This window comes from Streptomyces sp. NPDC048506 (genome assembly GCF_040651315.1).
In the GTDB taxonomy this organism is placed as follows: domain Bacteria; phylum Actinomycetota; class Actinomycetes; order Streptomycetales; family Streptomycetaceae; genus Streptomyces.
Genome location: NZ_JBEZIX010000023.1, coordinates 96070 through 120595, shown reverse-complemented (window position 1 = coordinate 120595; position 24526 = coordinate 96070). Strand labels below are relative to the sequence as shown.

The following is a 24526-nucleotide window of genomic DNA, read 5'->3' as shown; positions in this document are numbered from 1 at the left end:
GCATAGGACCCCTCTCTCCTCCGGCTGACGCGTCCATCGGGCACCCGAGTACCGCAACCCCACGTGGCATCTCGTTGTGCCCAACCACGTCAAGACCAGGAGACACCACTCCCGTGGCAGTCAAGATCAAGCTGAAGCGTCTGGGCAAGATCCGTTCGCCTCACTACCGTATCGTCGTCGCCGACTCCCGCACCCGCCGTGACGGCCGGGCCATCGAGGAGATCGGTCTGTACCACCCGGTGCAGAACCCCTCGCGCATTGAGGTCGACTCGGAGCGTGCCCAGTACTGGCTGAGCGTCGGCGCGCAGCCGACCGAGCCCGTCCTGGCCATCCTCAAGGTCACCGGCGACTGGCAGAAGTTCAAGGGCCTGCCGGCCCCGGCGCCGATGAAGGTCGCCGAGCCGAAGGCCGACAAGCGCGCCCTCTTCGAGGCCGCCGCCAAGGCTTCCGGCGACGAGCCGAAGGGTGAGGCCATCACCCCGAAGGCGAAGAAGGCGGACAAGAAGGCGGACGAGGCTGCTGCCGAGTCCACCTCTGAGCCGACCGAGGCCTGAGCATGCTCGAAGAGGCCCTTGAGCACCTCGTCAAGGGCATCGTCGACAACCCCGATGACGTGCAGGTAGCCTCGCGCACCCTGCGCCGCGGGCGGGTGCTGGAGGTCCGGGTCCACCCCGACGACCTCGGCAAGGTGATCGGCCGCAACGGTCGCACCGCCCGCGCCCTGCGGACCGTCGTCGGCGCCATCGGCGGCCGCGGCATCCGCGTCGACCTCGTCGACGTGGACCAGGTCCGCTGACACGTTGAACACCGGCTCGGGCCGGGGAGGGCCTCCGGCCCGCCCCGGCCCGTACCCGTTTGCGGTGCTCGCCACGGGACCGCAGCCATCACATCGAGGAACCACGACGGCGAGTGACCACCTCCGCGCACGCGGCGGCGGTCCGGCCGCAAGGAGCAGCAGTGCAGCTGGTAGTCGCCCGCATCGGTCGCGCCCACGGCATCAAGGGCGAGGTCACCGTAGAGGTACGCACCGACGAGCCCGAACTCCGGCTCGCCCCCGGCGCCGTCCTCGCCACCGACCCGTCCTCCGTCGGGCCGCTGACCATCGCGACCGGCCGGGTGCACAGCGGCCGGCTGCTGCTGCGCTTCGAGGGCGTCGCGGACCGCACCGCCGCCGAGGCGCTGCGCAACACCCTGCTGATCGCCGAGGTCGACCCCGACGAGGTCCCCGAGGACCCCGAGGAGTTCTACGACCACCAGCTGATCGACCTCGACGTCGTCACCCGTGACGGCACCGCCGTCGGCCGGATCTCCGAGGTCTCCCACCTGCCCTACCAGGACCTGCTGATCGTCGAGCGGCCCGACGGGAGCGAGGTCATGATCCCGTTCGTCACCGAGATCGTCCCGGAGATCGACCTGGAGGAGCAGCGCGCGGTGATCGAGCCGCCGCCCGGCCTGCTCGACGAGAGCCAGGCGGAGATCGCCTCCGGCCGTGAGGACAGCTGATGCGGCTCGACGTCGTCACGATCTTCCCCGAGTACCTCGAACCGCTGAACGTCTCCCTCGTCGGCAAGGCCCGGGCCCGCGGCCAGCTCGACGTGCGCGTCCACGATCTGCGGCAGTGGACCCACGACAAGCACCACACCGTCGACGACACCCCGTACGGCGGCGGCCCCGGCATGGTCATGAAGCCCGAGCCGTGGGGTGAGGCGCTCGACGCGATCCTGGCCTCCGGCGACGGCGAGCCCGTCATCGTCGTGCCCACCCCCAGCGGTGTGCCCTTCACCCAGCAGCTCGCCGTCGAACTGTCCGGCAAGCCCTGGCTGGTGTTCACCCCGGCCCGCTACGAAGGCATCGACCGCCGCGTCATCGAGGAGTACGGCGATCGCCTGGACGTGCGCGAAGTCTCCATCGGCGACTACGTGCTGGCCGGCGGCGAGGCGCCGGTGCTGGTGATGGTCGAGGCGGTGGCCCGGCTGCTGCCCGGGGTGCTCGGCAACGCCGCCTCCCACCAGGACGACTCGTTCGCCCCGGGAGCGATGGCCGACCTCCTGGAGGGGCCCGTCTACACCAAGCCCCCCGAGTGGCGCGACCGGTCCATCCCCGAGGTGCTGATCAGCGGACACCACGGCAAGATCGCCCGCTGGCGCCGGGACGAGGCCTTCCGCCGCACCGACCGCAACCGGCCCGATCTGATCGAGCGCGCCGACCCCGCCGCGTTCGACAAGCACGACCGCGCGATCCTCGCCGCACTGGGCTGGTCACCGGGCGAGGACGGCCGATTTGGGCGTACGAGCGAGGCCGTGGAAGAATAGGCCGCTGCTGTGTGCGTCCGGCGCGCGCCCCTGCCACAGGGGGATCGACGCCCGCCCGACGGAACGGCAGCCGAACGATCCTTTTCCGACATCCCGTTGATGACCTGTGGCATCAACGAAGAAAGCAGACGAAATGTCTCACCTGCTCGACACCGTCGACTCCGCGTCGCTGCGCAGCGACATCCCGGCCTTCCGCCCGGGTGACACCATCAACGTCCACGTCCGCGTCATCGAGGGCAACCGCTCCCGTGTGCAGCAGTTCAAGGGCATTGTCATCCGCCGTCAGGGCTCCGGCGTGCGCGAGACCTTCACGGTCCGCAAGGTCAGCTTCTCCGTCGGCGTCGAGCGCACCTTCCCCGTGCACACCCCGATCGTCGAGAAGATCGAGGTCGTGACCCGCGGTGACGTCCGTCGCGCCAAGCTGTACTACCTGCGCGAGCTGCGCGGCAAGGCCGCCAAGATCAAGGAGAAGCGCGAGCGCTGAGCCGCGCGGTTGTCGGGCGCGATTTTTTGCGCGCGGGCAACGCAAAGCCCCTCTCGCGGCCGGTGTCCGGATCTGGCCGGATAGGCTCAGGGCCCGATGGACACCGACGCACGCCTCTCGGAGCGCGACCCCTCTCCCACCCCCGACGCGGGGCCGGAGCCGGGGTCGCGCTCCGCGCGTTTCCTCGCCCGTGCGGCTCGCCTGCGCCACCGGCCCCTCGCCCTGCTCGCGCTGTGCCTGGCGTTCGTCCTGCTGCTCAGCGCCTTCATCGCACAGCCCTTTCTGATCCCCAGCTCCTCCATGGAGAACACCCTGCGGATCGGGGACCGCGTGCTGGTCAACAAACTGGCGTACCGTTTCGGCAGCGAGCCGGCGCGCGGTGACGTCGTGGTGTTCGACGGCACCGGGTCCTTCGTTCACAGGGAGCAGGAGGAGAATCCCGTCACCGGGCTGCTCCGTGGAGCCGGCGCGGCGTTGGGACTGGCCCGGCCCGCCGAGACCGATTACATCAAGCGCGTGATCGGCGTCGGCGGCGACCACGTGACCTGCTGTGACGAACGGGGGCGGATCGAAGTGAACGGTGAGCCCGTGAACGAGGGCTATCTCCATCCAGGGGACGCGCCGTCCTCGGTGGATTTCGACATCGTGGTGCCGGAGGGGAGGCTGTGGGTCATGGGGGATCACCGCGCCAGATCCAGTGACTCCCGCGACCACCTCGGCGACCCGGGGGGCGGCACCGTCCCCGTCGACGAGGTCATCGGCCGTGCGGACCTGATCACCTGGCCGATGAGCCGCTGGCGCACGATCGACACACCGGACTCCTTCGACCGGATACCGGCCCCGGCAGGCCCCCATGGGTAACCGCGGACGCCCTCGTCACGGGCGGCAGAGCGCCGACGGGCCCGGCCGCGGCGCCCAGAACACACCCGGTGGCTCCGACGGCGCGTACGGGGACTCCACGGGCGCGTACGGCGGCTCCGCGGCGTCCGACCGCGCGCCGGGGCCCGGTGACGGCGACGCGAACCGGTCCCGCCGGCCGGCGACCGGCGGGCGTGCCGAGCGGCGGCGTCAGGCCAAGCGCATCAAGCGCCGCAGGCAGCGCTCCTACCTCAAGGAAATCCCCATCCTCATCGGGGTGGCGCTGGCCATCGCCCTCGTCCTGAAGACCTTCCTGGTCCAGGCGTTCGTCATCCCGTCCGGCTCCATGGAGCAGACGATCAGGATCGGCGACCGGGTGCTGGTCGACAAGCTCACCCCCTGGTTCGGCGCCAAGCCGGCTCGCGGGGACGTCGTCGTCTTCAAGGACCCCGGAGGCTGGCTCAAGGGCGAGCAGCACCAGCCCACCGGCGACGGGGGCGCCTTCCAGCCGATCAAGGACGCCATGACCTTCATCGGGCTGCTCCCGTCGGCCGATGAACAGGACCTGATCAAGCGGGTCGTGGCGGTCGGCGGCGACACCGTCAAGTGCTGCGACAAGCAGGGCCGGGTCACCGTCAACGGAACCCCGTTGACCGAACCGTACGTCCATCCGGGCAACCCGCCGTCGATGCTGAAGTTCACCGTGAACGTCCCCACCGGGCGGATCTTCGTGATGGGCGACCACCGCTCGGACTCCGCCGACTCGCGCTTCCACCTGGACGAGCCGTACCGTGGCACGGTCTCGGAGGACAACGTGGTGGGCCGGGCCGTGGTGATCGCCTGGCCGTTCAGCCATTGGCGCCGCCTCGAAGAGCCCGACACGTTCGCGACCGTTCACGACGCGCCGGGAGCCAAGGCGTCCGCAGCCGGCGCTCCGCATAGGGTGTCACCCGAGAGTTTGACCGTGCTCCCGACCCCTGCGGAACTCCCGCTCGTTATGGGAGTGGTGGGCCTGCACCGATTGACGGGTGGGCGAGTGCGTGGAGTGAGGAGCAGATGTGGGGGACTTGGCGGTCGGCCCGCGGTCCGGAACCGAAGAGCCCGAAGAGCCGGCACGGCGCGGTGAGACCCCGCAGCCGGCGGTGAGTTCCGTGCATCAGTCACGATCACAGTCGGAGGCGCAGGCACAGCCGCAGCGCTCGGCGTCCCTGGGCGCGTCGGATACGCCCGGCACGTCCGACGGGCCCGATACGTTGGACCCATCGGCGGGCGAGAGGGTGAGCGGCAGCATGAAGAAGGGCAAGAAGCCGCGTGCCTTCTGGAAGGAGCTGCCGATCCTGATCGGCATCGCCCTGCTCCTCGCGCTGCTGATCAAAACGTTTCTGGTGCAGGCGTTCTCCATCCCGTCCGACTCGATGCAGGACACCCTGCAACGCGGGGACCGGGTGCTGGTGGACAAGCTGACGCCGTGGTTCGGCGCGAAGCCGGAGCGCGGCGAGGTCGTTGTCTTCCACGATCCGGGCGGCTGGCTGAACGAGACCCCGACCCCGGAGCCCAACCCGGTCCAGAAGGTCCTCAGCTTCATCGGCCTGATGCCCTCGGCCGAGGAGAAGGACCTGATCAAGCGGGTCATCGCGGTCGGCGGCGACACCGTGGAGTGCCACGGCAGCGGCCCGGTCAAGGTCAACGGCAAGGCGCTGAAGGAAGACTCGTACATCTACCCCGGCGCCACCCCGTGCGGTGACCGCGCCTTCGGCCCGATCCACGTCCCCAAGGGGCGGATCTGGGTCATGGGTGACCACCGGGACGACTCCCTGGACTCCCGCTACCACCAGAACCTCAAGGGCAACGGCACCGTCTCGGAGGACGAGGTCGTCGGCCGGGCGTTCACCATCGCCTGGCCCATCAACCGCTGGGCGACCCTGCCGGTACCGGACACCTTCGACCAGGCCGGGATCAACAAGGCAATGGCGGTGGCTCCGGCCGCTCTCGGGCTGGCCGGCGCGGTGCCGATTGTTCTGTGGCGTCGCCGGAGGCTGACCGAATCACGTAACCCCAGGTAAGGTGCCGTCCCGGATCTTCGACGCGGGCCGGTCCGCGGGGTGGGAGCTGGGATGAGCAGCAGCACGGAACGCAGGACCGACGGCCGCGGCCGGACGATGGGCAGCACGCTGTCCAGTCTGGCCGTGGCCGTCGGCTGCGTACTGTTCCTGGGCGGCTTCGTGTGGGCAGCACTGCTCTACCGCCCGTACACCGTGCCGACCGATTCGATGTCGCCGACGATCCAGGTCGGGGCCCGGGTCATCGCCGAGAAGGTGAACGGCTCCGAGATACGCCGCGGCGACATCGTCGTCTTCCAGGACTCCGTGTGGGGCGACCTGCCGATGGTCAAGCGCGTGGTCGGCGTCGGCGGTGACAAGGTCTCCTGCTGCACCAAGCAGGGCCGGCTGACCGTGAACGGCATCCCCCTCGAGGAGCCCTACCTCGCGGAGAGCGGGCCCGCCTCGCCCGTCGGCTTCAAGGCCATCGTCCCCACCGGCCAGCTCTTCCTGCTCGGCGACCACCGCAGCGACTCCCTCGACTCCCGCGTCCACCTCACCGACGGCGACCACGGGTCCGTACCGCGCAGCGCCGTCAAAGCCCGGGTCGACGCCCGCGCCTGGCCGCTCGGCAGCATCGGCATGATGCAGCGCCCCACCAGTTTCTCCGCGCTCCCCGGCGGTACCTCCCAGCCCGGACCGCTGCAACCCATCACCCTCACCGTGATCGCCGGCGCGGTCCTCGTCCTCGGTGGCGCCGCCTACGGGCCGATCGCCCGACGCAAGGCGCGCAAGCGTGCCTGAGCGGCAGCGGCGGCAGGGGCAGCAGAGGCGGCACGGCGAGGAGGCACGGCGGGCGGCCCAGGAGCCCGCCGCTGCCGCCGAGGCCGCTGCCGAGGCCGCCGCCGGTGCCGCCCCGGTCGCCGAGGAGCCGGAGCCGGATCCGGACGGCGTGCGCCAGGTCTCCCGCATCGTGCTGCTCGACCCCGACGACCGGATCCTGCTGCTGCACGGGTTCGAACCGGACAACCCCGCCGACACCTGGTGGTTCACCCCCGGCGGCGGTCTGGAAGGCGGCGAGACCCGCGAAGAGGCAGCCCGCCGCGAGCTCGCCGAGGAGACCGGGATCACCGACGCCGTGCTCGGCCCCGTCCTGTGGAAACGCCGCTGTGCCTTCTCTTTCGACGGGCGGCGCTGGGAGCAGGACGAGTGGTACTACCTGGGTAGGACCGACCGGACCGCCACCGACATGGCCGGGCACACGGATCTCGAGCGACGCAGCGTCTCGGGGCTGAGGTGGTGGACTTCGGAGGAACTCTCCGCCTCGCATGAGACGGTGTATCCGACCAGACTCGCCGAGCTGCTGCGCACACTGCTCGACGAAGGACCCCCCAATGCGCCGGTGCACCTGGAGACCGAGAGGGTCTGACGCACAATAGGGGGACGCACGGCTGAAGGGGATCTGCCATGAGCGCCGAGGACCTCGAAAAGTACGAGACCGAGATGGAGCTGAAGCTCTACCGGGAGTACCGCGACGTCGTCGGGCTGTTCAAATACGTGATCGAGACCGAGCGTCGCTTCTACCTCACCAACGACTACGAGATGCAGGTGCACTCGGTCCAGGGTGAAGTCTTCTTCGAAGTGTCGATGGCTGACGCCTGGGTTTGGGATATGTACCGCCCGGCTCGTTTCGTGAAGCAGGTGCGGGTCCTTACGTTCAAGGACGTGAACATCGAGGAGCTCAACAAGAGCGATCTGGACCTCCCGGGGAGCTGAGCCGGCGCAACGCGGCCGACGCGGCCGGTGCCCTGTCTGCTGCCCGCCGGGCGCGTGCGGCCTGCTCTCACTCCTGTGGGTGACTGAGTTATCCACAACCGGCTCCCTGTCCACCAAGATCCAATAGGTCTGGGCGGGGGCGTCACAGTCGGTGCCGGAGGTGGTACCGCATGAACGCCATGCAGGCCGGCCGCACGGCCGGGGGACACGAGACCAAGGACGACGTACGGACCGGGGGCCGCGCACGGGCCGAGAACGGCGTACGGGTCGAGAACGGCGCACAGGTCGAGAACGGCGCACGGGTCGAGAACGAGGCGCGGGCCGAGAACGAGGCGCGGGTCGGGGGCCGCGCACGGGCGAGCGAGGATGAGGCACCGGCCGGTGACGCCCAGGCCGGCGGTGGACGGGCAGGCGATGGGCGACCTGTTCACGGGCAGGCCGGTCACGGACAAGCCAGGTGCACCGCAGGGTCCAGCGGCCAAGAGCGGGTCAAGGTCGGGGCTCGGCCCGGGCCCCGACCCAGGCACGGGGCCAGCGGCAGGGCCGGGACCAGGTGCCGAACCGTGGCGCCCACCGCCACGACCACAACCACGATCACGGCCCGCAAGCCCGCCACGAGACCACCGGCTGCACCGGCCACGCCCCCCACACCGGCCGCACCGCCCGCACCCCACGACATCCGGCGACGCGCCCTGGGCCGCTACGGCGAAGACCTGGCCACCCGACGCCTCATGGAGGCCGGCATGCGGATCCTGGACCGCAACTGGCGCTGCCGAGAGGGCGAGATCGACATCGTCGCTGCCGACGGCGATGCCGTGGTGATCTGCGAGGTCAAAACCCGTCGCGCCAGCTCCTACGAACACCCCATGGCCGCCGTACGTCCGGAGAAGACCGCCCGGCTCCGCCGGCTCGCGGAACGCTGGCTGGAACGCCACGACGGCCCACCACCCGGCGGTGTACGGATCGACGTCATCGGCGTCCTCCTGCCGGCCCGCGGAGCCCCCGTCGTCCAGCACGTACGAGGAGTGGCCTGATGGGATTCGCCCGAACGTGCTCCGTCGCCCTGGTCGGCGTCGAAGGCGTCGTTGTCGAGGTCCAGGCCGACCTGGAACCCGGCGTCGCGGCCTTCACCCTCGTCGGCCTGCCCGACAAGAGCCTCATCGAGTCCAGGGACCGGGTTCGTGCCGCGGTCGTGAACTCCGGCGCCGAGTGGCCGCAGAAGAAGCTCACCGTCGGCCTCAGCCCCGCCTCCGTGCCCAAGAGCGGCAGCGGATTCGACCTGGCCGTGGCCTGCGCCGTACTCGGCGCCGCCGAGCGCCTCGACCCCCGCGAACTCACCGACCTGATGATGATCGGCGAACTGGGCCTGGACGGCCGCGTCCGACCCGTGCGCGGCGTGCTGCCAGCCGTCCTGGCCGCGGCAGACGCCGGATACCGCCAGGTCGTCGTCCCGGAACGGGCCGTCGCCGAGGCTTCGCTCGTCCCCGGCATCGCCGTCCTCGGCGTCCGCAGCCTGCGCCAGCTGATCGCCGTCCTCGCCGACGAACCAGTACCCGACGAGGAGGACCCGCTGGACGAAGGCCGCCCAGACCCTCTGCTGGCCGGTCTGGCCGTGCCGGGCACCGGCGTCAGCGCCGGTCTGCCCCGCGGCGACCACACGCCCGACCTGGCCGATGTCGCAGGCCAGCACAGCGCCCGCCGTGCCCTGGAAGTGGCCGCCGCCGGACGCCACCACATCTTCCTCAAGGGCCCGCCCGGCGCCGGCAAAACATTGCTTGCCGAGCGCCTCCCGGGCCTGCTGCCACCTCTGTCCCCCAAGGAGTCCCTGGAGGTCACCGCCGTCCATTCGGTCGCCGGCACCCTCCCGCCGGGACAGCCACTGGTCCACCGCCCGCCCTACTGCGCCCCACACCACTCCGCGACGATGGCTTCCCTCGTAGGGGGCGGCACCGGACTACCCCGCCCCGGGGCCGTTTCCCTCGCCCACCACGGCGTGCTCTTCATGGACGAGGCCGCCGAGTGCAGCCCGACGGTCCTGGACGCCTTACGACAGCCGCTGGAATCCGGCCATGTGATCGTCGCCAGGGCCGCTGGCATGCTGCGGATGCCCGCCCGCTTCCTCCTCGCACTCGCGGCCAACCCCTGTCCCTGCGGCCGACACGGCACCACCAGCGGCGGCTGCGAGTGTCGGCCGTCCTCCATCCGCCGCTACCGCGCCCGGCTCTCCGGGCCGCTGATGGACCGCGTCGACCTGCGGATCGCCGTCGAACCGGTCGCCCGCGCCGAGCTGATCGCACTCGGCCGCGGCGCCGAAACCACCGCGACCGTCGCCGAACGCGTACGGGCCGCCCGGGAACGCGCCGAGGCTCGCCTCTCCGACACCCCCTGGCACACCAACAGCGAGGTGCCCGGCCATGAACTCAGAACCCGCTGGCAGGTCCACCCCGGCGCACTGGCCCAAGCAGAACACGACCTGGAGTGCGGTCTCCTGACCGCCCGAGGCCTCGACCGCGTCCTCCGCGTCGCCTGGACGGCGGCCGACCTGGCCGGCCGCGACCGCCCCACCAAAGAAGACGTCAACTGGGCCCTGGAACTACGCACCGGCGTACGTCGCGGAGCCGTGACCGCAATGGCCCCGGCCGAAGCGGGAGATGTGTGCCAGACCACCACCCGGGCCCCCGAAAAGCGGAGGTGAGCCATGCACGGAATCGACGAATGGGGCTTCATCACCGACGACCAGGCCCCGGTCCCGCCTCCGCCTCCGGCCCCGGTCCCGTCTCCGGCCCCGACCCACGACCCGACCACAGCTCCGAATCACGAGCCCACCACTGCCCCGGACCATCCTGTCCACGAGCCCGACCGGCCCACCGAGCCCCCACGCCCCGAACCCGTGACGGCCGCACCGCGCCCCGGATCGCCCGCCCCACCCGTCGGCCGGCCGACGCCACGCCACCATGCGCACGAACCACAGCGCACGGCTCGGGCCGCCCTCACCAGGATCCTCGAACCGGGCGACGAAACAACCGGCCGCTGGCTGCGCGAGATGGGCCCGGTCGCCCTGTGGCACGCACTCTCCCACGACGACGCAGACCCACCGATGGGCGCGAGCCCCGCCAAGTTCGCAGGCCTACGGCTGCGCGCCGCCCGGGCCCGCCCCGCCGAGGACCTTGCCACCGTCACCGCGCTCGGTGGCCGGTTCCTCTGCCCGGGGGACGACGAATGGCCGCGCCAGCTCGACGACCTCGGCGACGCCCGCCCCATCGGCCTCTGGGTGCGCGGCACCGCCAACCTCCGGTTGTGGGCGCTGCGCTCCGTCGCCGTCGTCGGCGCCCGGGCCTGCACCGAATACGGCGCCCACCTCGCCACCACCCTCAGCGCCGGACTCACCGACCGCGGCTGGACCGTCGTCTCCGGAGCCGCCTACGGCGTCGACGGCGCTGCCCACCGCGGCGCACTGGCCGCGGACGGCGCCACCATCGCCGTCCTCGCCTCCGGCGTCGACTACGCCTACCCGCGCGGACACACCGAGTTGATCGGACGGATCGCCGAACAGGGCCTCGCCATCGCCGAGTTACCGCCCGGCGATCATCCGACCCGCAGCCGCTTCGTCCAGCGCAACCGCGTGATCGCCGCGCTCACCAGAGGCACCGTCGTCGTAGAGGCCGAACTCCGCAGCGGCTCTCTGGTCACCGCCCGGCGGGCACTCTCCCTTGGACGCTTCACGATGGGCATGCCCGGCCCCGTCACGAGCGGCCTGTCCGCCGGCGTCCACCAACTCCTGCGCGGAGAAGCCGCGCTGGTCACCGACGCCGACGAGGTCATCGAACTCGTCGGCAGCATCGGCGATCTCGCCCCCGAGCGTCGCGGCCCGACCTTCGTCCGCGACCTGCTCGACCCCGTCGCGACCCGCGTACTGGAAGCGCTGCCCGCACGCGGCAGCACGGACACCGCCCACCTGGCCCAGGAGTCCGGCACGCCCCGTGATACAGCCCACGGCAAGCTGCTTGAGTTGCAGTCCCTCGGATTCGTTCAAAGGTGCGGCGATCGTTGGGAGTTGGCGCGACGCGCCGAGTCACCCGACGGTTCCCGGCGAGGCGATGCTTGACCTGGGGCGAACGGGTGAAAGGGTGAGGGGAATGACCGCTGAATCCAGGTTTGCCGTGCTTCGACGCATGGGTCCGACCCGTGCCTGGACGGCGATGAGGGGCACCGGACCCACGGGTGCCCGTCCGCCGTGCCACCGCGTTCGTCCGCACGGTCCGCCCGGCGCCCGCACCCGGCACCGTTTGCGGGTGTCGACACGCCGTGCGAGGTAACCCTGGGGTGCGGGCAGCGGAACGTATCTGCGCACGCCCGAACCTGCTTCCTCGCGCACCGCAACACTCCGGTCACGCTACGCTCACAGGCACATTCAACCCCCATACATCCATCCACCCGTGTCTCGGCAGAACGGCTCAAGGCGACGAATGCCCCAGCACACCTCCGGGTCTGACCGTGCGGCAGTACCACCCGCCGCGCGCGGCAGCGTGCGCCCCGCCCCGCCCAGCTCACTCGACGAACTGTGGCGCTCCTACAAGGCATCGGGCGACGGGCGGCTACGGGAGCAGTTGATCCTGCACTACTCCCCGTTGGTCAAGTACGTCGCCGGCCGTGTCAGCGTCGGGCTGCCGCCCAATGTGGAGCAGGCCGACTTCGTGTCGTCCGGGGTCTTCGGGCTGATCGACGCCATCGAGAAGTTCGACCCCGAACGCTCCATCAAGTTCGAGACCTACGCCATCACCCGTATTCGCGGCGCGATGATCGACGAGCTGCGGGCGTTGGACTGGATCCCGCGCTCCGTGCGGCAGAAGGCACGTGCGGTGGAGCGGGCCTACGCCACCCTTGAGGCCCAGCTGCGGCGTACTCCCAGCGAGGCGGAGGTCGCCGAGGAGATGGGCATCGCGCTGGAGGAGCTGCACGGCGTCTTCAGCCAACTGTCCCTGGCGAACGTCGTGGCCCTGGAGGAGCTGCTGCACGTCGGGGGCGAGGGCGGCGAACGGCTGAGCCTCATGGACACCCTTGAGGACACGGCTGCCGAAAACCCCGTCGAAATCGCCGAGGACCGCGAACTGCGGCGGCTGCTCGCACGCGCCATCAACACCCTCCCCGAGCGCGAGAAGACCGTGGTCACGCTCTACTACTACGAGGGCCTCACGCTCGCCGAGATCGGCAATGTCCTCGGTGTCACGGAGAGCAGGGTCAGCCAGATCCACACCAAGTCCGTGCTGCAGCTCAGGGCGAAGCTCGCCGACGTCGGCCGCTGATCCGCTTCGCGGAGGACACTCCGTCCCGCGCTGTGTCGCCATGCGGAGTGCCGCGCCGGGGACGTCATCCGTAGAGTGGTGGCGTGCCCAGGATTCGAGCGGCCTCTGTGGCCGAGCACCGGACGATGCAGCGCGGCGCCCTGCTGGACGCCGCCCGCACCCTGCTGTCCGAGGGCGGAACGGAAGCGCTGACCTTCCCCGCCCTCGCCGAGCGCACGGGTCTCGCGCGCTCCTCCGTCTACGAGTACTTCCGCTCGCGCGCCGCCGTCGTCGAAGAGCTGTGCGCGGTCGACTTCCCCGTATGGGCCGCCGAGGTCGAAGCAGCGATGGAGCGCGTCGACACGCCCGAGGGGAAGATTGAGGCGTATGTACGTCGGCAGCTGGCCCTGGTCGGCGACCGGCGCCACCGTGCCGTCGTCGCCATCTCGGCCGGCGAGCTGGACGCGGGCGCCCGGGAGAAGATCCGCGCCGCGCACGGCGGCCTCATCGCCATGATCGTCGAAGCGCTCGGCGCCCTCGGCCATGAACAACCCCGGCTCGCCGCAATGCTCCTCCAGGGCGTCGTCGATGCCGCAGTCCGGCGTATCGAACTGGGCGCCGCGGAGGACCCGAGCGAGATCACTGAGGCGGCGGTGGCCATGGCCCTCCACGGCGTAACTCACACCTGACCGGGGCCCCTCCCCCCGCCCCGCCCCCACCTCACCCCATCCCTCGTTGGCGTCGCAGCTCGCAGCTCGCAGCTCGCAGCTCGCAGCTCGCAGCTCGCAGCTCGCAGCTCGCAGCTCGCAGCTCGCAGCTCGCAGCTCGCAGCTCGCAGCCCTCGCGGCCCCTACCTCTCTGCTCCGTCGCGGCTCTCGACTCCTTCGCAGCCAACGCTGCCCCGCGCCGCCTCTGGCCGTGCCGTCATACGTCGAGCTGGCGGCCGTGTCCTTGTCCAGCGCCCCTCAGCGCGGCCCCAGCGTTCCCTTGCTCGGCCCCTGCCTTCCCGCGGCATACCTTCCCCTGCTTCCGGCCTCCGGCTGCCGTCCGGTCGGGCGAGAGGCGTCCGAGGGCCCAGAGCGCGGCGACGGCGAGTCCGACCGCTCCTGTGAGGGCTACTCCCGTCGGCGCCGACTGGGACTCGTGAGCCGCAGCGCTGGGCCGCCCGGTATCCGGGTGGCCGCCCGTCGGGAGGGGGACGCCGAAGATCGGCAGCAGTCGCGAGTGGCCGTTGCTCCGCATACTTCTGGGCAGCAGCGTCAGTGGGTCCAGGTAGGCCTTGCCGCGGCGCAGGCCCCAGTGGAGGCACGGCGCTCGGCAGTGGAACGGGCCGCTTTGCAGGGTCGCCACCGGTTGGCCCGCCGTGACGCGCTCGCCTGTGCGGACCGTGGCGCGTACGGGTTCGTATGTGGTGTGCAGCGGAGGGCGGCTCGAGCGGGACACTTCGATGGTCAGGACGCCGCGGCCCGCGACAGTTCCGGCGTAGGCCACCCGGCCGGGCGCGGCGGCCCGCACCGTGGTGCCGACGGACGAGGCCAGGTCCACACCGCGGTGGCCGGCTGCCCACGGGGTGGGTGGGGGTTGCCAGCCGCGTAACACCGTGGGGCGTATGCCTGCGGGCCCCGCCACCGGCCAGGCCCGGTCCCCGGTGGCCAGGTCGGCGGGGTCTGTGGCGGTGGTGCCTCCGGGCGGTGTGGAGTGACCCGTGCCGGCGGTTCTCGGCTGGCCTGCGATCTTGTCCTTGCCGGCGGTTCTCTGTCGTCCTGCAATCCGGTTCTCGTTGACGGCCCTCTGCTCGCCTGCAATCCGGTGCTCGCCCACATCGCGCCCGCCGCCCTCCGCGGCCCGAGCCGCTGCGACGTCCGTTCCGTGTACTGCCACCGCGACCATGGACGGGCCGGCAGGAGCAGGAGCGGGATGCGCCATAGGGGAAACCAGGGGAATCAGGGGGACCAGGAGCGCTGCTGGAACGGCGAGTAGGGCTGCCAAGGCCGGGGCCAGCAGGGTGCCCAGGGCGTCGGCAGGGAAGAAGCAGCTCGGCCCGTAGGCTCGCGGCTCCCTGCGCAGGGGCGGCGGTAAGGGGGCAGGCGGCCGGCGCCGGAGGAGGCTGTGTGGCCGGCGTCGAGCACGTGTGCGGCCGTGCCCCGCGGGTGTCCTGCCGCGGAGGCTGGGTGTCTTGTCGTCCTGCGTGCCATGGCCAGTGCCGTCGTCGGTGCCATGAGCAATGCCGTGGTCTGCGCGGTGGGCGGTGGTGTGCTCGGGGCCGTGGTGAGTGGCGTGGGCGGAGCGGCGGTCAGTGGCGTGGCCGGAGTCGTGATCGGTGTCGTGTCCTGCGCCGTGTCGTGCGTCGTGTCGCGCGTTGTGCCGTGTGTGGATTCGCATGGGTCGACGGTGACGGAATCCGCCGTGGCGTGGGGATCTTGGTCCGGAGCTGTGGACGAGAGGGCGGTTGTGGACAACGGCGTCACCCGGCCGGGGTCGGTGCGCCTCCGCGCGGGGCTCGAAATGGTGCGTGTCGCCCGGTGCATCGGCCGTCCCGTACACTTCTGATGGCGATCCGGGTCACCGGGTCGACTTCGCACGCCCCGCCGTCAGTGCACCAGTCCCGTTCGGGCAGCACGACGGCCGCGTTCCTCGGTCCTCGGACGACTCCGGCAGGTGTCTTCCTTGGCAGGCGCGTCGGGGCGTCAGGCACCGCGGCCGGCCGGTCGCAGTGGAACCGAGAACAACGAGGAGTACGGCCATGGCCGTCGTCACGATGCGGGAGCTGCTGGAGAGCGGCGTCCACTTCGGGCACCAGACCCGCCGCTGGAACCCGAAGATGAAGCGCTTCATCTTCACCGAGCGCAACGGCATCTACATCATCGACCTGCTCCAGTCGCTGTCGTACATCGACCGCGCCTACGAGTTCGTCAAGGAGACCGTCGCCCACGGCGGCTCCGTCATGTTCGTCGGTACGAAGAAGCAGGCCCAGGAGGCCATTGCCGAGCAGGCGACCCGCGTGGGCATGCCCTACGTGAACCAGCGCTGGCTCGGCGGCATGCTGACCAACTTCTCGACCGTCTACAAGCGCCTGCAGCGCCTGAAGGAGCTCGAGCAGATCGACTTCGAGGATGTGGCCGCCTCCGGCCTCACCAAGAAGGAGCTCCTGGTCCTCTCCCGCGAGAAGGCCAAGCTGGAGAAGACCCTGGGCGGTATCCGCGAGATGCAGAAGGTGCCCAGCGCCGTCTGGATCGTGGACACCAAGAAGGAGCACATTGCCGTCGGTGAGGCGCGCAAGCTCAACATCCCGGTCGTCGCGATCCTCGACACCAACTGCGACCCGGACGAGGTCGACTACAAGATCCCGGGCAACGACGACGCGATCCGCTCCGTCACCCTGCTCACCCGCGTGATCGCCGACGCCGTCGCCGAGGGCCTCATCGCCCGCTCCGGCGCCGCCACCGGCGACCAGAAGCCCGGCGACAAGGCTGCCGCCGAGCCGCTGGCCGAGTGGGAGCGCGACCTGCTCGAGGGTGAGAAGAAGGCAGACGCCGAGGGCGCCGAGAAGCCCGCCGAGGCCCCGGCCGCCGAGGCCCCGGCCGTCGAGGCCCCGGCCGCCGAGGCCGAGAAGCCGGCGGACGCCGAGCAGGCCTGACCTCAGGACCGGTTGATGACGGCGGGGGAGGGCGCCACGAGCGCCGCCCCCGCCGTCCACCCGTAGATCTTTCGACTTCGAGATTTCGAGAAGAGATTCACAGACCATGGCGAACTACACCGCCGCTGACGTCAAGAAGCTCCGCGAGCTCACCGGCGCAGGCATGATGGACTGCAAGAAGGCCCTGGACGAGGCCGAGGGCATCGTCGACAAGGCCGTCGAGGCGCTGCGCATCAAGGGTCAGAAGGGCGTCGCCAAGCGCGAGGGCCGCTCCGCCGAGAACGGCGCCGTGGTCTCCCTGATCGCCGGCGACAACACCTCCGGTGTCATCGTCGAGCTGAAGTGCGAGACGGACTTCGTCGCCAAGGGTGAGAAGTTCCAGGCCGTCGCCAACCAGATCGCCGAGCACGTCGCCAAGACCGCTCCGGCCGACGTCGAGGCCCTGCTCGCCTCCGAGATCGAGGCCGGCAAGACCGTCCAGGCGTTCGTCGACGAGGCCAACGCCAACCTGGGCGAGAAGATCGTCCTGGACCGCTTCGCGCAGTTCACCGGCGGCTACGTGGCGGCGTACATGCACCGCACCATGCCCGACCTGCCGCCGCAGATCGGTGTCCTTGTCGAGCTCGACAAGGAGAACGCCGAGGTCGCCAAGGGCGTCGCGCAGCACATCGCCGCGTTCGCCCCGAAGTACCTCTCCAAGGACGACGTCCCGGCCGAGGTCGTCGAGGCCGAGCGCCGCGTCGCCGAGGAGACCACCCGCGCGGAGGGCAAGCCCGAGGCTGCCCTGCCGAAGATCGTCGAGGGTCGCCTCAACGGCTTCTTCAAGGACGCGACGCTGCTCGGCCAGCCGTACGCGCTCGACAACAAGAAGTCCGTCGAGAAGGTCCTCCAGGAGGCCGGTGTCACCCTGAAGCGCTTCTCGCGCATCAAGGTCGGCATCTGAGCCTGCCGCAAGGCAGCGAATGACCTACGACCCCGCTAGGGTCGTACGCAGTCGGCCGCTCAACGGCCGGCCGCAGATGTGACGAGGAGGCCATTGCCGCGCAGGGATCTGGACCAGACCCACGGCAATGGCCTTCTTCGTATGTGCACGAGGAGAGCTCAATGAATCACGGTGCCGACGGCGCGCACACAGACCATGCCGGTAGCGGCGATAGGCGACGCTTCTTGCTGAAGCTGTCGGGCGAGGCGTTCGCCGGTGGCGGCGGACTGGGCGTCGACCCTGATGTCGTGCACGCGATGGCCCGCGAGATCGCTGCCGTGGTGCGCGACGGCTATGAGATCGCCATCGTGATCGGTGGCGGCAACTTCTTCCGCGGTGCCGAGCTTCAGCAGCGCGGCATGGACCGGGCCCGGTCCGACTACATGGGCATGCTCGGCACGGTCATGAACTGTCTGGCCCTCCAGGACTTCCTGGAGAAGGAGGGCATCGACTCCCGCGTCCAGACGGCCATCACGATGGGGCAGGTCGCAGAGCCGTACATTCCGCTGCGTGCGGTGCGCCACCTGGAGAAGGGCCGGGTCGTCATCTTCGGCGCCGGCATGGGCATGCCGTACTTCTCCACCGACACCACCGCCGCCCAGCGCGCCCTGGAGATCGACGCCGAGGCCATGCTGATGGGCAAGAACGGCGTGGACGGGGTCTACGACTCCGACCCCAAGCAGAACCCGGACGCGGTCAAGTTCGACGCCCTCGAATACGGTGAGGTCATCACCCGCGACCTGAAGGTCGCCGATGCCACGGCCATCACGCTGTGCCGGGACAACAAGCTCCCGATCCTCGTGTTCGAGCTGCTCGCCGAGGGCAACATCGCGCGTGCGGTGAAGGGTGAGAAGATCGGCACGCTCGTCAGCGACCAGAACACCCGGGCCTGACGGCCTCAACTGCCGCGATTCCGTACGGGCGTCGGCCCGCACGGGCGGCAACTCCCGGCTGGGGGAAGACCCTCGGTACGGGGATGGACAACCGCCTGCCGGTCGGACACCGTGCAGGAGAAGACGCGCGGCAGGGGCGAGGCTCTGCTTCTTACCGAAAAGACCAGGAGCAAGTGGTGATCGAAGAGATCCTCCTCGAAGCCGAGGAGAAGATGGAGAAGGCCGTCGTGGTCGCCAAGGAGGACTTCGCCGCGATTCGCACCGGACGTGCGCACCCGGCGATGTTCAACAAGATCGTGGCGGACTACTACGGTGCGATGACGCCGATCAACCAGCTGGCGTCGTTCTCGGTCCCCGAGCCGCGGATGGCCGTGGTCACCCCGTTCGACAAGAGCGCGCTGCGCAACATCGAGCAGGCGATCCGCGACTCCGACCTCGGCGTCAACCCGAGCAACGACGGCAGCATCATCCGGGTGACCTTCCCGGAGCTGACCGAGGAGCGCCGCAAGGAGTTCATCAAGGTCGCCAAGAACAAGGCCGAGGACTCGAAGATCTCGATCCGCAGCGTCCGGCGCAAGGCCAAGGAGGCGCTGGACAAGCTCGTCAAGGACAAGGAGTCCGGCGAGGACGAGGTGCGCCGCGCGGAGAAGGAGCTCGACGACACCACCGCGAAGTACGTCGCGCAGGTGGACGAGCTGCTCAAGCACAAGGAATCCGAGCTCCTAGAGGTCTGATGAACGAGTCATCCTGGGGGGCCTCGCCCGGCGCCGGCCAATGGGGGCCGCCCGACCACGGACTGGCCTCCTCGCTTCGCGGGGCGGCGCCGCCCGCCCCGGCGGGTCCCGTGCACGACTGGGGCGCGGCGGCGCAGACTCGGCCCATGCCCATCGTGCCCGAGCCAGGCGGACACCAGGACGACGACCGGGAATATCGGGACATCCGGGATGACCGGGACCACCCGGACGACCGGGGGGCTGCTCGACTGAGCGGCCCCCTGTTCCGCGAGGAAGAGCCGCAGGAGCCCATGCCCACCTCTTTTCCCGGGTCCGACCGTTCGGCGGACTCAGCGAAGCCGCAGAAGAAGAGCGCGGGCCGCAACCTGCGTGCCGCGATAGGGGTGGGTGTCGGCCTCGGTGCGGTCATCCTCGCGTCGCTCTTCGTCTACAAGCCCGTCTTCATCGGCGTGATCGCGATCGCGGTCGTCGTGGGGCTGTGGGAGCTGACCTCGCGGCTGGCGGAGCGCAAGGACATCCGGGTGCCGCTGGTGCCGCTCGCGGTCGGTGGCACCGCCATGGTGGTCGCCGGATACGTGCGCGGCGCCGAGGGGGCGTGGGTGGCGATGGCGCTCACCGCGCTCGCCGTCCTGGTCTGGCGGATGACCGAGGCGCCCGAGAACTACCTGCGGGACGTCACCGCCGGCGTCTTCGCGGCGTTCTACGTGCCGTTCCTGGCGACGTTCGTGGCGCTGATGCTCGCGGCCGAGGCCGACGGGCCGCAGCGGGTGGTCACGTTCCTGCTGTTGACGGTCGTCAGCGACACCGGTGCGTACGCGGTCGGCTGGCGGTTCGGCAAGCACAAGCTCGCGCCGCGGATCAGCCCCGGGAAGACCCGCGAGGGCCTCGTCGGCGCGGTGCTCTTCGCGATGGCCGCCGGCGCCCTGTGCATGGAGTTCCTGATCGTGGGCGGTTCGTGGTGGCAGGGCCTGCTGCTGGGCCTCGCGGTCGCGGCCAGTGCCACGCTCGGTGACCTCGGCGAGTCCATGATCAAACGCGATCTGGGCATCAAGGACATGGGCACCTTGCTGCCCGGCCACGGCGGCATCATGGACCGTCTGGACTCGCTGCTGCCGACCGCTCCGGTGGTCTGGCTGCTGTTCGTGGTCTTCGTGGGATCGGGCTGAGCCCGACGGTGCCCGGGGTCGTGCGGCCCCGAGGCTGAGGCTGACGCAAAGCCCCCTGCTAGCGGTGATCTGCTGGCGGGGGGCTTTTTGTGTGGAAGTGGAAGTGGCAGTGGCAGTGGCAGTGGGAGTGGGAGTGGCAGTGGTGGTGGTTGCGGAAGCGGTGGCGCGCCGCTTGGGTCGGCGCCGGCCGTCACCCGCGGGTTCCCGGTCGCCGGTCCGTGCCGCGGCCGGCCCACCGCCAGATCGCCGCCATCCCCAGCGCCAGGACGATCAGCGCCACGGCGACGATGACGCCCTTGAGTGCGTAGTCCATCAGCAGGTGATGGGCGACATCGGACGCGTTCATCGCGAGGCCGTTCATCGCCGGCCGTCCCGCTGGCGCGCACGGGAGGGGCCGTCCTCCAGGCGGCGGGCCGCCGCCCGCAGGGCGGCGCGCAGGGCGGGGTCCGCGTACCGGCGGGCCTGTTCGAGCCGGCCCCGGCGCTTCAGCACCACGGCGACGGCGAAGACCACCAGGGCCAGCACCACCAGGCCGCCCGCGATGACGCCGAACCTGATGAGCATGAGGTTGAGGTACCGCTCCATGAGTCCTCCCGTTTTTGTATCACGCATGTGATAAAAAACAATGTATCACGGGCGTGATACAAAGGCGGCATGCCGAAGGTCGTGGATCCGGACGCCCGCCGCCGCGCGGTCGTCGACGCGCTGTTCCGAGTCGTGGTTCGCGACGGCCTGCAACGCACCTCGCTGCGCGCCGTCGCCGACGAGGCCGGGCTCAACATCGGCTCGCTGCGCCACTACTTCGCCAGCCAGCAGGAGCTGATGGACTTCGCGATGCAGTCGATGCTCGACGGCCTCACCGATCGGCTGCTCCAGCACGTCGAGCGCATCGGGGACCTGGGCCGGTATCCCTGCGCGGAGCGGCTCCGCCTCGTGACCGACCTCCTGGCCGAGCTGCTGCCGCTGGACGAACGCCGCGGCGCGGAGGTCACCGTCTTCCTCGACTTCAACGCCGCGGCCCGCACCAATCCGGCCTTCCAGGACCTCGCCCACCAGGCCGCCGCCGGCACCAGAAGGCTGGTGCACCGCGTCCTCACCCGGCTCGACGAGTCCGGCACGCTGCGCCCCGGACGCGACATCGCCATCGAGACCGAGCGCCTGACCTCGCTCCTCGACGGTCTCTCCCTCAGCGCGGTACGCCACCCCGACATCCTCGGCGCCCAGATGTGCCGTCAGGTGCTGGCCGCTCACCTGGAGGATCTGTCCGGGGCCGGATGAACGCCGGACGCCGGAGGCGTCGCGCACACTGCCGGGGCGAAGGTGCCGCGTCGGCAAGCGAGTTGGTCGACCTGGTGCAGGCCGGGGCATGGGGCTGTACGAGGTGGGCCGCCTGCGCGAGCGCTACCCGGATGCGCGGATCGTCGGCCGGGTGGAGGTGGACTGCGGCGAGTCCCACACCGAGGACATCGTGTGGCTGCCCGACGGCACCCTGTTCCACGCCTCCGGATGGCCCGGGATGGACCCCTGGGAGCTGACCGGCGACCCGCACGCGGTTGCCGCGGCCCTCGGCATCACCGGCGAGATGCTGGAGGACATCGACGTCGACCTGGACGCCGAGCCCGAGGAGGTGGAGTGGTCCGCCTTCGTCGGCCTGGCCCGGGGGGAGGCCGACCCGTGGCCCCGGACGCATCTGGAGACCTCCGTACTCACGGTCCGCCACACCAAGAGCTCCACCCACCACATGGAGGGGCTGTACTTCATCGGTGGGTGACGACGTGCCGGCCGGCAGAATCCCCGCGCGGTCGGCCGACGATGACCGGCGACGACCGAGGGTGTTCGTCCCCTCACCAGCCTGACCTGGGGCGCGCCAAATGATCTGCGACACTGGACGAACCATGCCTGCACCCGGAGAACTCACTTTCGTCGCGCCGCGCGGGGCCAAGCAGCCCCCTCGGCACCTCGCCGACCTCAGCCCCGCCGAGCGCCGCGACGCGGTGGCCGAGATCGGTGAGAAGCCGTTCCGCGCCAAGCAGCTGTCGCAGCACTACTTCGCCCGTTACGCGCACGACCCGGCGCAGTGGACCGACATTCCGGCGGCGGCGCGCGAGAAGCTGGCCGGCGCACTGCTGCCGGACCTGATGAACGTCGTACGGCACATCTCGTGCGATGACGACACCACCCGCAAGACCCTGTGGAAGCTGCACGACGGCACGCTCGTCGAGTCCGTGCTGATGCGCTACCCGGACCGGGTCACCATGTGCATCTCCTCGCAGGCCGGCTGCGGAATGAACTGCCCGTTCTGCGCCACGGGGCAGGCGGGGCTGGACCGCAACCTGTCCACCGCCGAGATCGTGCACCAGATCGTCGACGGGATGCGGGCGCTGCGCGACGGCGAGGTGCCGGGCGGCCCGGCGCGGCTGTCCAACATCGTCTTCATGGGGATGGGCGAGCCGCTGGCCAACTACAAGAGGGTCGTCGGCGCGATCCGGCGGCTGACCGACCCCGAGCCGGACGGTCTCGGGCTGTCCCAGCGGGGCATCACCGTCTCCACGGTCGGCCTGGTCCCGGCGATGCTCCGGTTCGCCGACGAGGGCTTCAAGTGCCGGCTGGCGGTCTCGCTGCACGCACCGGACGACGAGCTGCGCGACACCCTCGTGCCCGTCAACACGCGCTGGAAGGTGCGCGAGGTGCTGGACGCGGCCTGGAGTTACGCGGAGAAGTCCGGGCGGCGCATCTCGATCGAGTACGCCCTGATCCGGGACATCAACGACCAGGCGTGGCGCGGTGACCTGCTGGGGCGGCTGCTCAAGGGCAACCGCGTCCATGTGAACCTGATTCCGCTGAACCCCACCCCCGGGTCGAAGTGGACCGCCTCGCGCCCCGAGGACGAGCGGGCGTTCGTGCGGGCCATCGAGGCGCACGGGGTGCCGGTGACCGTTCGTGACACCCGTGGGCAGGAGATCGACGGCGCGTGCGGGCAGCTGGCCGCCTCGGAGCGCTGACCACCCGCTGGTACCGTGTGACCGAACAAATGCACATTCCGACAGGGGAGCGCCACAGCGCTGAGAGTGCGGATGCGTCGTAGTCCTACGGTGCCCGCAGACCCTTGAACCTCGCCCGGGTCATTCCGGGTAGGAAGTTCGGTCGTCACTCATGCTGTTGCGCCCTGCCCGGAGTCACCCGCGCCACGTCGTCGGACGTCGCGAGCCGCGGACACCGGGCAGGGCCGCGTCTCTTCCTGGCCAGCCAGGAGGAAGAATCAGTGAGCACCACGAGCAGGATCACCGCGGCGGCCGTTGCCGCCGCGGTCGCTATGACCACACTCGCCGCATGCGGCAGTCAGGGCGGCGGCAGCGCGGACGCCAAGACCGTCACGCTCGTCAGCCATGACTCGTTCCGCGCGTCGAAGTCCGTCCTCGCCGCCTTCGAGAAGGAGAGCGGCTACAAGGTGAAGGTCCTCGGGGGCGGGGACGCCGGCAAGGCCGTCAACCAGGCGATCCTGTCGAAGGACAATCCGCAGGGCGATGTGTTCTTCGGCATCGACAACATCCTGCTCTCCCGCGGGCTGAAGGCCGGCCTGTTCAGCCCGTACCGGGCCAAGGGCCTGGACAGCGTCCCGGCGGCGCTGCAACTCGACAAGGACCGGCACCGCGTCACCCCGCTCGACTACGGCGACATCTGCGTCAACTACGACCGCGGCTACTTCGCCAAGCACAAGATCGCGCCGCCGAAGACCTTCGACGACCTCGTCAAGCCGCAGTACAAGGGCCTGCTCGTCACCGAGAACTCCGCGACCTCCTCCCCGGGGCTCGCCTTCCAGCTCGCCACCATCGCCGCGTACGGCAACGACGGCTGGCAGGGCTACTGGAAGAAGCTCAAGGCCAACGGCGTCGAGGTGGTCGACGGCTGGGAGCAGGCCTATAACGAGCGGTTCTCGGGCTCCGCGGCCGGCAAGGACAAGGGCGACAAGCCGCTGGTGGTCTCCTACGCCTCCAGCCCGCCCGCCGAGGTGCTCGGCAAGAAGCCCGCGCCGAAGGAGGCACCCACCGGCGTCGCGACCGGCACCTGCTTCCGGCAGATCGAGTTCGGCGGGCTCCTGAAGGGCGCGAAGAACGAGAAGGGCGGCAAGGCGCTGCTGGACTTCCTGCTGAGCCGGACGTTCCAGGAGGACGTGCCCCTCCAGATGTTCGTCAACCCGGCACGCAAGGACGCCACGGTGCCGGAGGTGTTCACCAAGTACGGCGCGACGATCGACAAGCCGACGACGCTGGCCCCGGAGACGATCACCCAGAACCGTGAACAGTGGATCAAGCAGTGGTCCTCGCTCGTTCTGAAGTAGCCACCACTTGGCGCCGCGGACCGG

At 70.4% G+C, this 24526-nt stretch carries 28 protein-coding genes and 1 riboswitch; of the genes, 25 read left to right on the top strand and 3 right to left on the bottom strand.

Going from position 1 to position 24526, the window contains the following annotated elements; genetic code table 11:
• The first annotated feature begins 113 nt into the window (after positions 1–113).
• From rpsP to AB0C96_RS20270, 16 genes are all read left to right on the top strand, one after another.
• On the top strand, positions 114–554 hold the full coding sequence (gene rpsP / locus AB0C96_RS20345) for a 30S ribosomal protein S16 (RefSeq protein ID WP_362919056.1): 441 nt from the start codon (positions 114–116) through the stop codon (positions 552–554).
• A gap of 2 nt (positions 555–556) precedes the next feature.
• Positions 557–796 carry an RNA-binding protein gene (locus tag AB0C96_RS20340; RefSeq protein WP_003980229.1) on the top strand — a complete coding sequence of 80 codons (240 nt, stop codon included), beginning with the start codon at positions 557–559 and terminating at the stop codon, positions 794–796.
• Positions 797–957: 161 nt separating this feature from the next.
• Complete coding sequence (gene rimM, locus AB0C96_RS20335) at positions 958–1503, top strand: ribosome maturation factor RimM (RefSeq protein WP_362919055.1); 546 nt, start codon at positions 958–960, stop codon at positions 1501–1503.
• Positions 1503–2312, top strand: coding sequence for a tRNA (guanosine(37)-N1)-methyltransferase TrmD (gene trmD, locus AB0C96_RS20330; RefSeq protein WP_362919054.1), 810 nt, complete (start codon positions 1503–1505; stop codon positions 2310–2312). Before rimM ends, trmD begins: the two co-directional genes overlap by 1 nt.
• Positions 2313–2445: 133 nt before the next feature.
• On the top strand, positions 2446–2796 hold the full coding sequence (rplS, locus tag AB0C96_RS20325) for a 50S ribosomal protein L19 (RefSeq protein WP_362919053.1): 351 nt from the start codon (positions 2446–2448) through the stop codon (positions 2794–2796).
• A 96-nt stretch (positions 2797–2892) separates the two neighbouring features.
• Positions 2893–3657: a signal peptidase I gene (gene lepB, locus AB0C96_RS20320; protein WP_362919052.1), complete on the top strand. Its 765-nt coding sequence runs from the start codon at positions 2893–2895 to the stop codon at positions 3655–3657.
• Complete coding sequence (gene lepB, locus AB0C96_RS20315; protein WP_362919051.1) at positions 3650–4780, top strand: signal peptidase I; 1131 nt, start codon at positions 3650–3652, stop codon at positions 4778–4780. The genes lepB (AB0C96_RS20320) and lepB (AB0C96_RS20315) overlap by 8 nt, the downstream gene beginning before the upstream one ends.
• Positions 4722–5717, top strand: coding sequence for a signal peptidase I (gene lepB / locus AB0C96_RS20310; RefSeq protein WP_362919074.1), 996 nt, complete (start codon positions 4722–4724; stop codon positions 5715–5717). The genes lepB (AB0C96_RS20315) and lepB (AB0C96_RS20310) overlap by 59 nt, the downstream gene beginning before the upstream one ends.
• A 51-nt stretch (positions 5718–5768) precedes the next feature.
• On the top strand, positions 5769–6497 hold the full coding sequence (gene lepB, locus AB0C96_RS20305) for a signal peptidase I (protein ID WP_362919050.1): 729 nt from the start codon (positions 5769–5771) through the stop codon (positions 6495–6497).
• Between the two features lie 148 nt (positions 6498–6645).
• Positions 6646–7122 (top strand): NUDIX hydrolase, encoded by a 477-nt coding sequence (locus tag AB0C96_RS20300; RefSeq protein ID WP_362919073.1) that lies wholly within the window; start codon positions 6646–6648, stop codon positions 7120–7122.
• Between the two features lie 38 nt (positions 7123–7160).
• Positions 7161–7469 carry a DUF2469 domain-containing protein gene (locus AB0C96_RS20295; protein WP_003980220.1) on the top strand — a complete coding sequence of 103 codons (309 nt, stop codon included), beginning with the start codon at positions 7161–7163 and terminating at the stop codon, positions 7467–7469.
• A gap of 731 nt (positions 7470–8200) precedes the next feature.
• Positions 8201–8503, top strand: coding sequence for a YraN family protein (locus AB0C96_RS20290; RefSeq protein WP_362919072.1), 303 nt, complete (start codon positions 8201–8203; stop codon positions 8501–8503).
• On the top strand, positions 8503–10164 hold the full coding sequence (locus tag AB0C96_RS20285) for a YifB family Mg chelatase-like AAA ATPase (RefSeq protein WP_362919049.1): 1662 nt from the start codon (positions 8503–8505) through the stop codon (positions 10162–10164). Before AB0C96_RS20290 ends, AB0C96_RS20285 begins: the two co-directional genes overlap by 1 nt.
• 3 nt (positions 10165–10167) lie before the next feature.
• Positions 10168–11574: a DNA-processing protein DprA gene (dprA, locus tag AB0C96_RS20280; RefSeq protein ID WP_362919048.1), complete on the top strand. Its 1407-nt coding sequence runs from the start codon at positions 10168–10170 to the stop codon at positions 11572–11574.
• A gap of 361 nt (positions 11575–11935) precedes the next feature.
• Positions 11936–12772, top strand: a complete 837-nt coding sequence (whiG, locus tag AB0C96_RS20275) for an RNA polymerase sigma factor WhiG (protein ID WP_362919047.1) — start codon at positions 11936–11938, stop codon at positions 12770–12772.
• A gap of 125 nt (positions 12773–12897) precedes the next feature.
• On the top strand, positions 12898–13440 hold the full coding sequence (locus tag AB0C96_RS20270; RefSeq protein ID WP_362919071.1) for a helix-turn-helix domain-containing protein: 543 nt from the start codon (positions 12898–12900) through the stop codon (positions 13438–13440).
• A gap of 235 nt (positions 13441–13675) precedes the next feature.
• Here the strand turns inward: AB0C96_RS20270 and AB0C96_RS20265 are convergent, their stop codons facing one another.
• The gene (locus AB0C96_RS20265) at positions 13676–14641 is read right to left on the bottom strand and encodes a M23 family metallopeptidase (RefSeq protein WP_362919070.1); all 966 of its coding nucleotides are present in this window, start codon (positions 14639–14641) and stop codon (positions 13676–13678) included.
• An 853-nt stretch (positions 14642–15494) separates the two neighbouring features.
• Here AB0C96_RS20265 and rpsB point away from each other — a divergent pair.
• The 5 genes from rpsB (at position 15495) to AB0C96_RS20240 (ending at position 20163) form a co-directional block, all read left to right on the top strand.
• A complete protein-coding gene (rpsB, locus tag AB0C96_RS20260; RefSeq protein ID WP_362919046.1) occupies positions 15495–16388 on the top strand; it encodes a 30S ribosomal protein S2 in 894 nt (297 codons plus the stop codon).
• Between the two features lie 106 nt (positions 16389–16494).
• Positions 16495–17331, top strand: a complete 837-nt coding sequence (tsf, locus tag AB0C96_RS20255) for a translation elongation factor Ts (protein WP_362919045.1) — start codon at positions 16495–16497, stop codon at positions 17329–17331.
• A gap of 161 nt (positions 17332–17492) precedes the next feature.
• The gene (gene pyrH / locus AB0C96_RS20250; protein WP_362919044.1) at positions 17493–18263 is read left to right on the top strand and encodes a UMP kinase; all 771 of its coding nucleotides are present in this window, start codon (positions 17493–17495) and stop codon (positions 18261–18263) included.
• 176 nt (positions 18264–18439) lie between these two features.
• Positions 18440–18997, top strand: a complete 558-nt coding sequence (gene frr, locus AB0C96_RS20245; RefSeq protein WP_033269513.1) for a ribosome recycling factor — start codon at positions 18440–18442, stop codon at positions 18995–18997.
• Positions 18997–20163 carry a phosphatidate cytidylyltransferase gene (locus AB0C96_RS20240; RefSeq protein WP_362919043.1) on the top strand — a complete coding sequence of 389 codons (1167 nt, stop codon included), beginning with the start codon at positions 18997–18999 and terminating at the stop codon, positions 20161–20163. The genes frr and AB0C96_RS20240 overlap by 1 nt, the downstream gene beginning before the upstream one ends.
• Before the next feature lie 190 nt (positions 20164–20353).
• Here AB0C96_RS20240 and AB0C96_RS20235 read toward each other — a convergent pair whose 3' ends face one another.
• On the bottom strand, positions 20354–20524 hold the full coding sequence (locus AB0C96_RS20235) for a hypothetical protein (RefSeq protein ID WP_362919042.1): 171 nt from the start codon (positions 20522–20524) through the stop codon (positions 20354–20356).
• Complete coding sequence (locus AB0C96_RS20230) at positions 20521–20748, bottom strand: hypothetical protein (protein ID WP_362919041.1); 228 nt, start codon at positions 20746–20748, stop codon at positions 20521–20523. Before AB0C96_RS20230 ends, AB0C96_RS20235 begins: the two co-directional genes overlap by 4 nt.
• Before the next feature lie 69 nt (positions 20749–20817).
• Between AB0C96_RS20230 and AB0C96_RS20225 the strand changes: the two genes are divergently transcribed.
• The 4 genes from AB0C96_RS20225 to AB0C96_RS20210 all read left to right on the top strand — a co-directional run bounded on the left by AB0C96_RS20225 (position 20818) and on the right by AB0C96_RS20210 (position 24502).
• Entirely contained in the window at positions 20818–21441 is a 624-nt protein-coding gene (locus AB0C96_RS20225) for a TetR/AcrR family transcriptional regulator (protein WP_362919040.1), read from the top strand.
• Between the two features lie 88 nt (positions 21442–21529).
• Positions 21530–21934, top strand: a complete 405-nt coding sequence (locus tag AB0C96_RS20220) for a DUF6333 family protein (RefSeq protein WP_362919039.1) — start codon at positions 21530–21532, stop codon at positions 21932–21934.
• A 124-nt stretch (positions 21935–22058) separates the two neighbouring features.
• A complete protein-coding gene (gene rlmN / locus AB0C96_RS20215; RefSeq protein WP_362919038.1) occupies positions 22059–23165 on the top strand; it encodes a 23S rRNA (adenine(2503)-C(2))-methyltransferase RlmN in 1107 nt (368 codons plus the stop codon).
• Positions 23166–23198: 33 nt separating this feature from the next.
• A riboswitch (TPP riboswitch) is annotated at positions 23199–23319 on the top strand.
• 106 nt (positions 23320–23425) lie between these two features.
• Positions 23426–24502, top strand: coding sequence for a thiamine ABC transporter substrate-binding protein (locus tag AB0C96_RS20210; protein ID WP_362919037.1), 1077 nt, complete (start codon positions 23426–23428; stop codon positions 24500–24502).
• Positions 24503–24526: the final 24 nt, after the last annotated feature.

Coding starts and splice junctions, on each gene's coding strand:
- AB0C96_RS20340 (WP_003980229.1), top strand. CDS start 557: ATGCTCGAAGAGGCCCTTGAGCACCTCGTCAAGGGCATCGTCGACAAC.
- trmD (WP_362919054.1), top strand. CDS start 1,503: ATGCGGCTCGACGTCGTCACGATCTTCCCCGAGTACCTCGAACCGCTG.
- rplS (WP_362919053.1), top strand. CDS start 2,446: ATGTCTCACCTGCTCGACACCGTCGACTCCGCGTCGCTGCGCAGCGAC.
- lepB (WP_362919052.1), top strand. CDS start 2,893: ATGGACACCGACGCACGCCTCTCGGAGCGCGACCCCTCTCCCACCCCC.
- lepB (WP_362919051.1), top strand. CDS start 3,650: ATGGGTAACCGCGGACGCCCTCGTCACGGGCGGCAGAGCGCCGACGGG.
- lepB (WP_362919050.1), top strand. CDS start 5,769: ATGAGCAGCAGCACGGAACGCAGGACCGACGGCCGCGGCCGGACGATG.
- AB0C96_RS20295 (WP_003980220.1), top strand. CDS start 7,161: ATGAGCGCCGAGGACCTCGAAAAGTACGAGACCGAGATGGAGCTGAAG.
- AB0C96_RS20290 (WP_362919072.1), top strand. CDS start 8,201: ATGGAGGCCGGCATGCGGATCCTGGACCGCAACTGGCGCTGCCGAGAG.
- AB0C96_RS20285 (WP_362919049.1), top strand. CDS start 8,503: ATGGGATTCGCCCGAACGTGCTCCGTCGCCCTGGTCGGCGTCGAAGGC.
- dprA (WP_362919048.1), top strand. CDS start 10,168: ATGCACGGAATCGACGAATGGGGCTTCATCACCGACGACCAGGCCCCG.
- whiG (WP_362919047.1), top strand. CDS start 11,936: ATGCCCCAGCACACCTCCGGGTCTGACCGTGCGGCAGTACCACCCGCC.
- AB0C96_RS20270 (WP_362919071.1), top strand. CDS start 12,898: ATGCAGCGCGGCGCCCTGCTGGACGCCGCCCGCACCCTGCTGTCCGAG.
- AB0C96_RS20265 (WP_362919070.1), bottom strand. CDS start 14,641: ATGGTCGCGGTGGCAGTACACGGAACGGACGTCGCAGCGGCTCGGGCC.
- rpsB (WP_362919046.1), top strand. CDS start 15,495: ATGGCCGTCGTCACGATGCGGGAGCTGCTGGAGAGCGGCGTCCACTTC.
- tsf (WP_362919045.1), top strand. CDS start 16,495: ATGGCGAACTACACCGCCGCTGACGTCAAGAAGCTCCGCGAGCTCACC.
- pyrH (WP_362919044.1), top strand. CDS start 17,493: ATGAATCACGGTGCCGACGGCGCGCACACAGACCATGCCGGTAGCGGC.
- AB0C96_RS20240 (WP_362919043.1), top strand. CDS start 18,997: ATGAACGAGTCATCCTGGGGGGCCTCGCCCGGCGCCGGCCAATGGGGG.
- AB0C96_RS20235 (WP_362919042.1), bottom strand. CDS start 20,524: ATGAACGGCCTCGCGATGAACGCGTCCGATGTCGCCCATCACCTGCTG.
- AB0C96_RS20230 (WP_362919041.1), bottom strand. CDS start 20,748: ATGGAGCGGTACCTCAACCTCATGCTCATCAGGTTCGGCGTCATCGCG.
- AB0C96_RS20225 (WP_362919040.1), top strand. CDS start 20,818: ATGCCGAAGGTCGTGGATCCGGACGCCCGCCGCCGCGCGGTCGTCGAC.
- AB0C96_RS20220 (WP_362919039.1), top strand. CDS start 21,530: ATGGGGCTGTACGAGGTGGGCCGCCTGCGCGAGCGCTACCCGGATGCG.
- rlmN (WP_362919038.1), top strand. CDS start 22,059: ATGCCTGCACCCGGAGAACTCACTTTCGTCGCGCCGCGCGGGGCCAAG.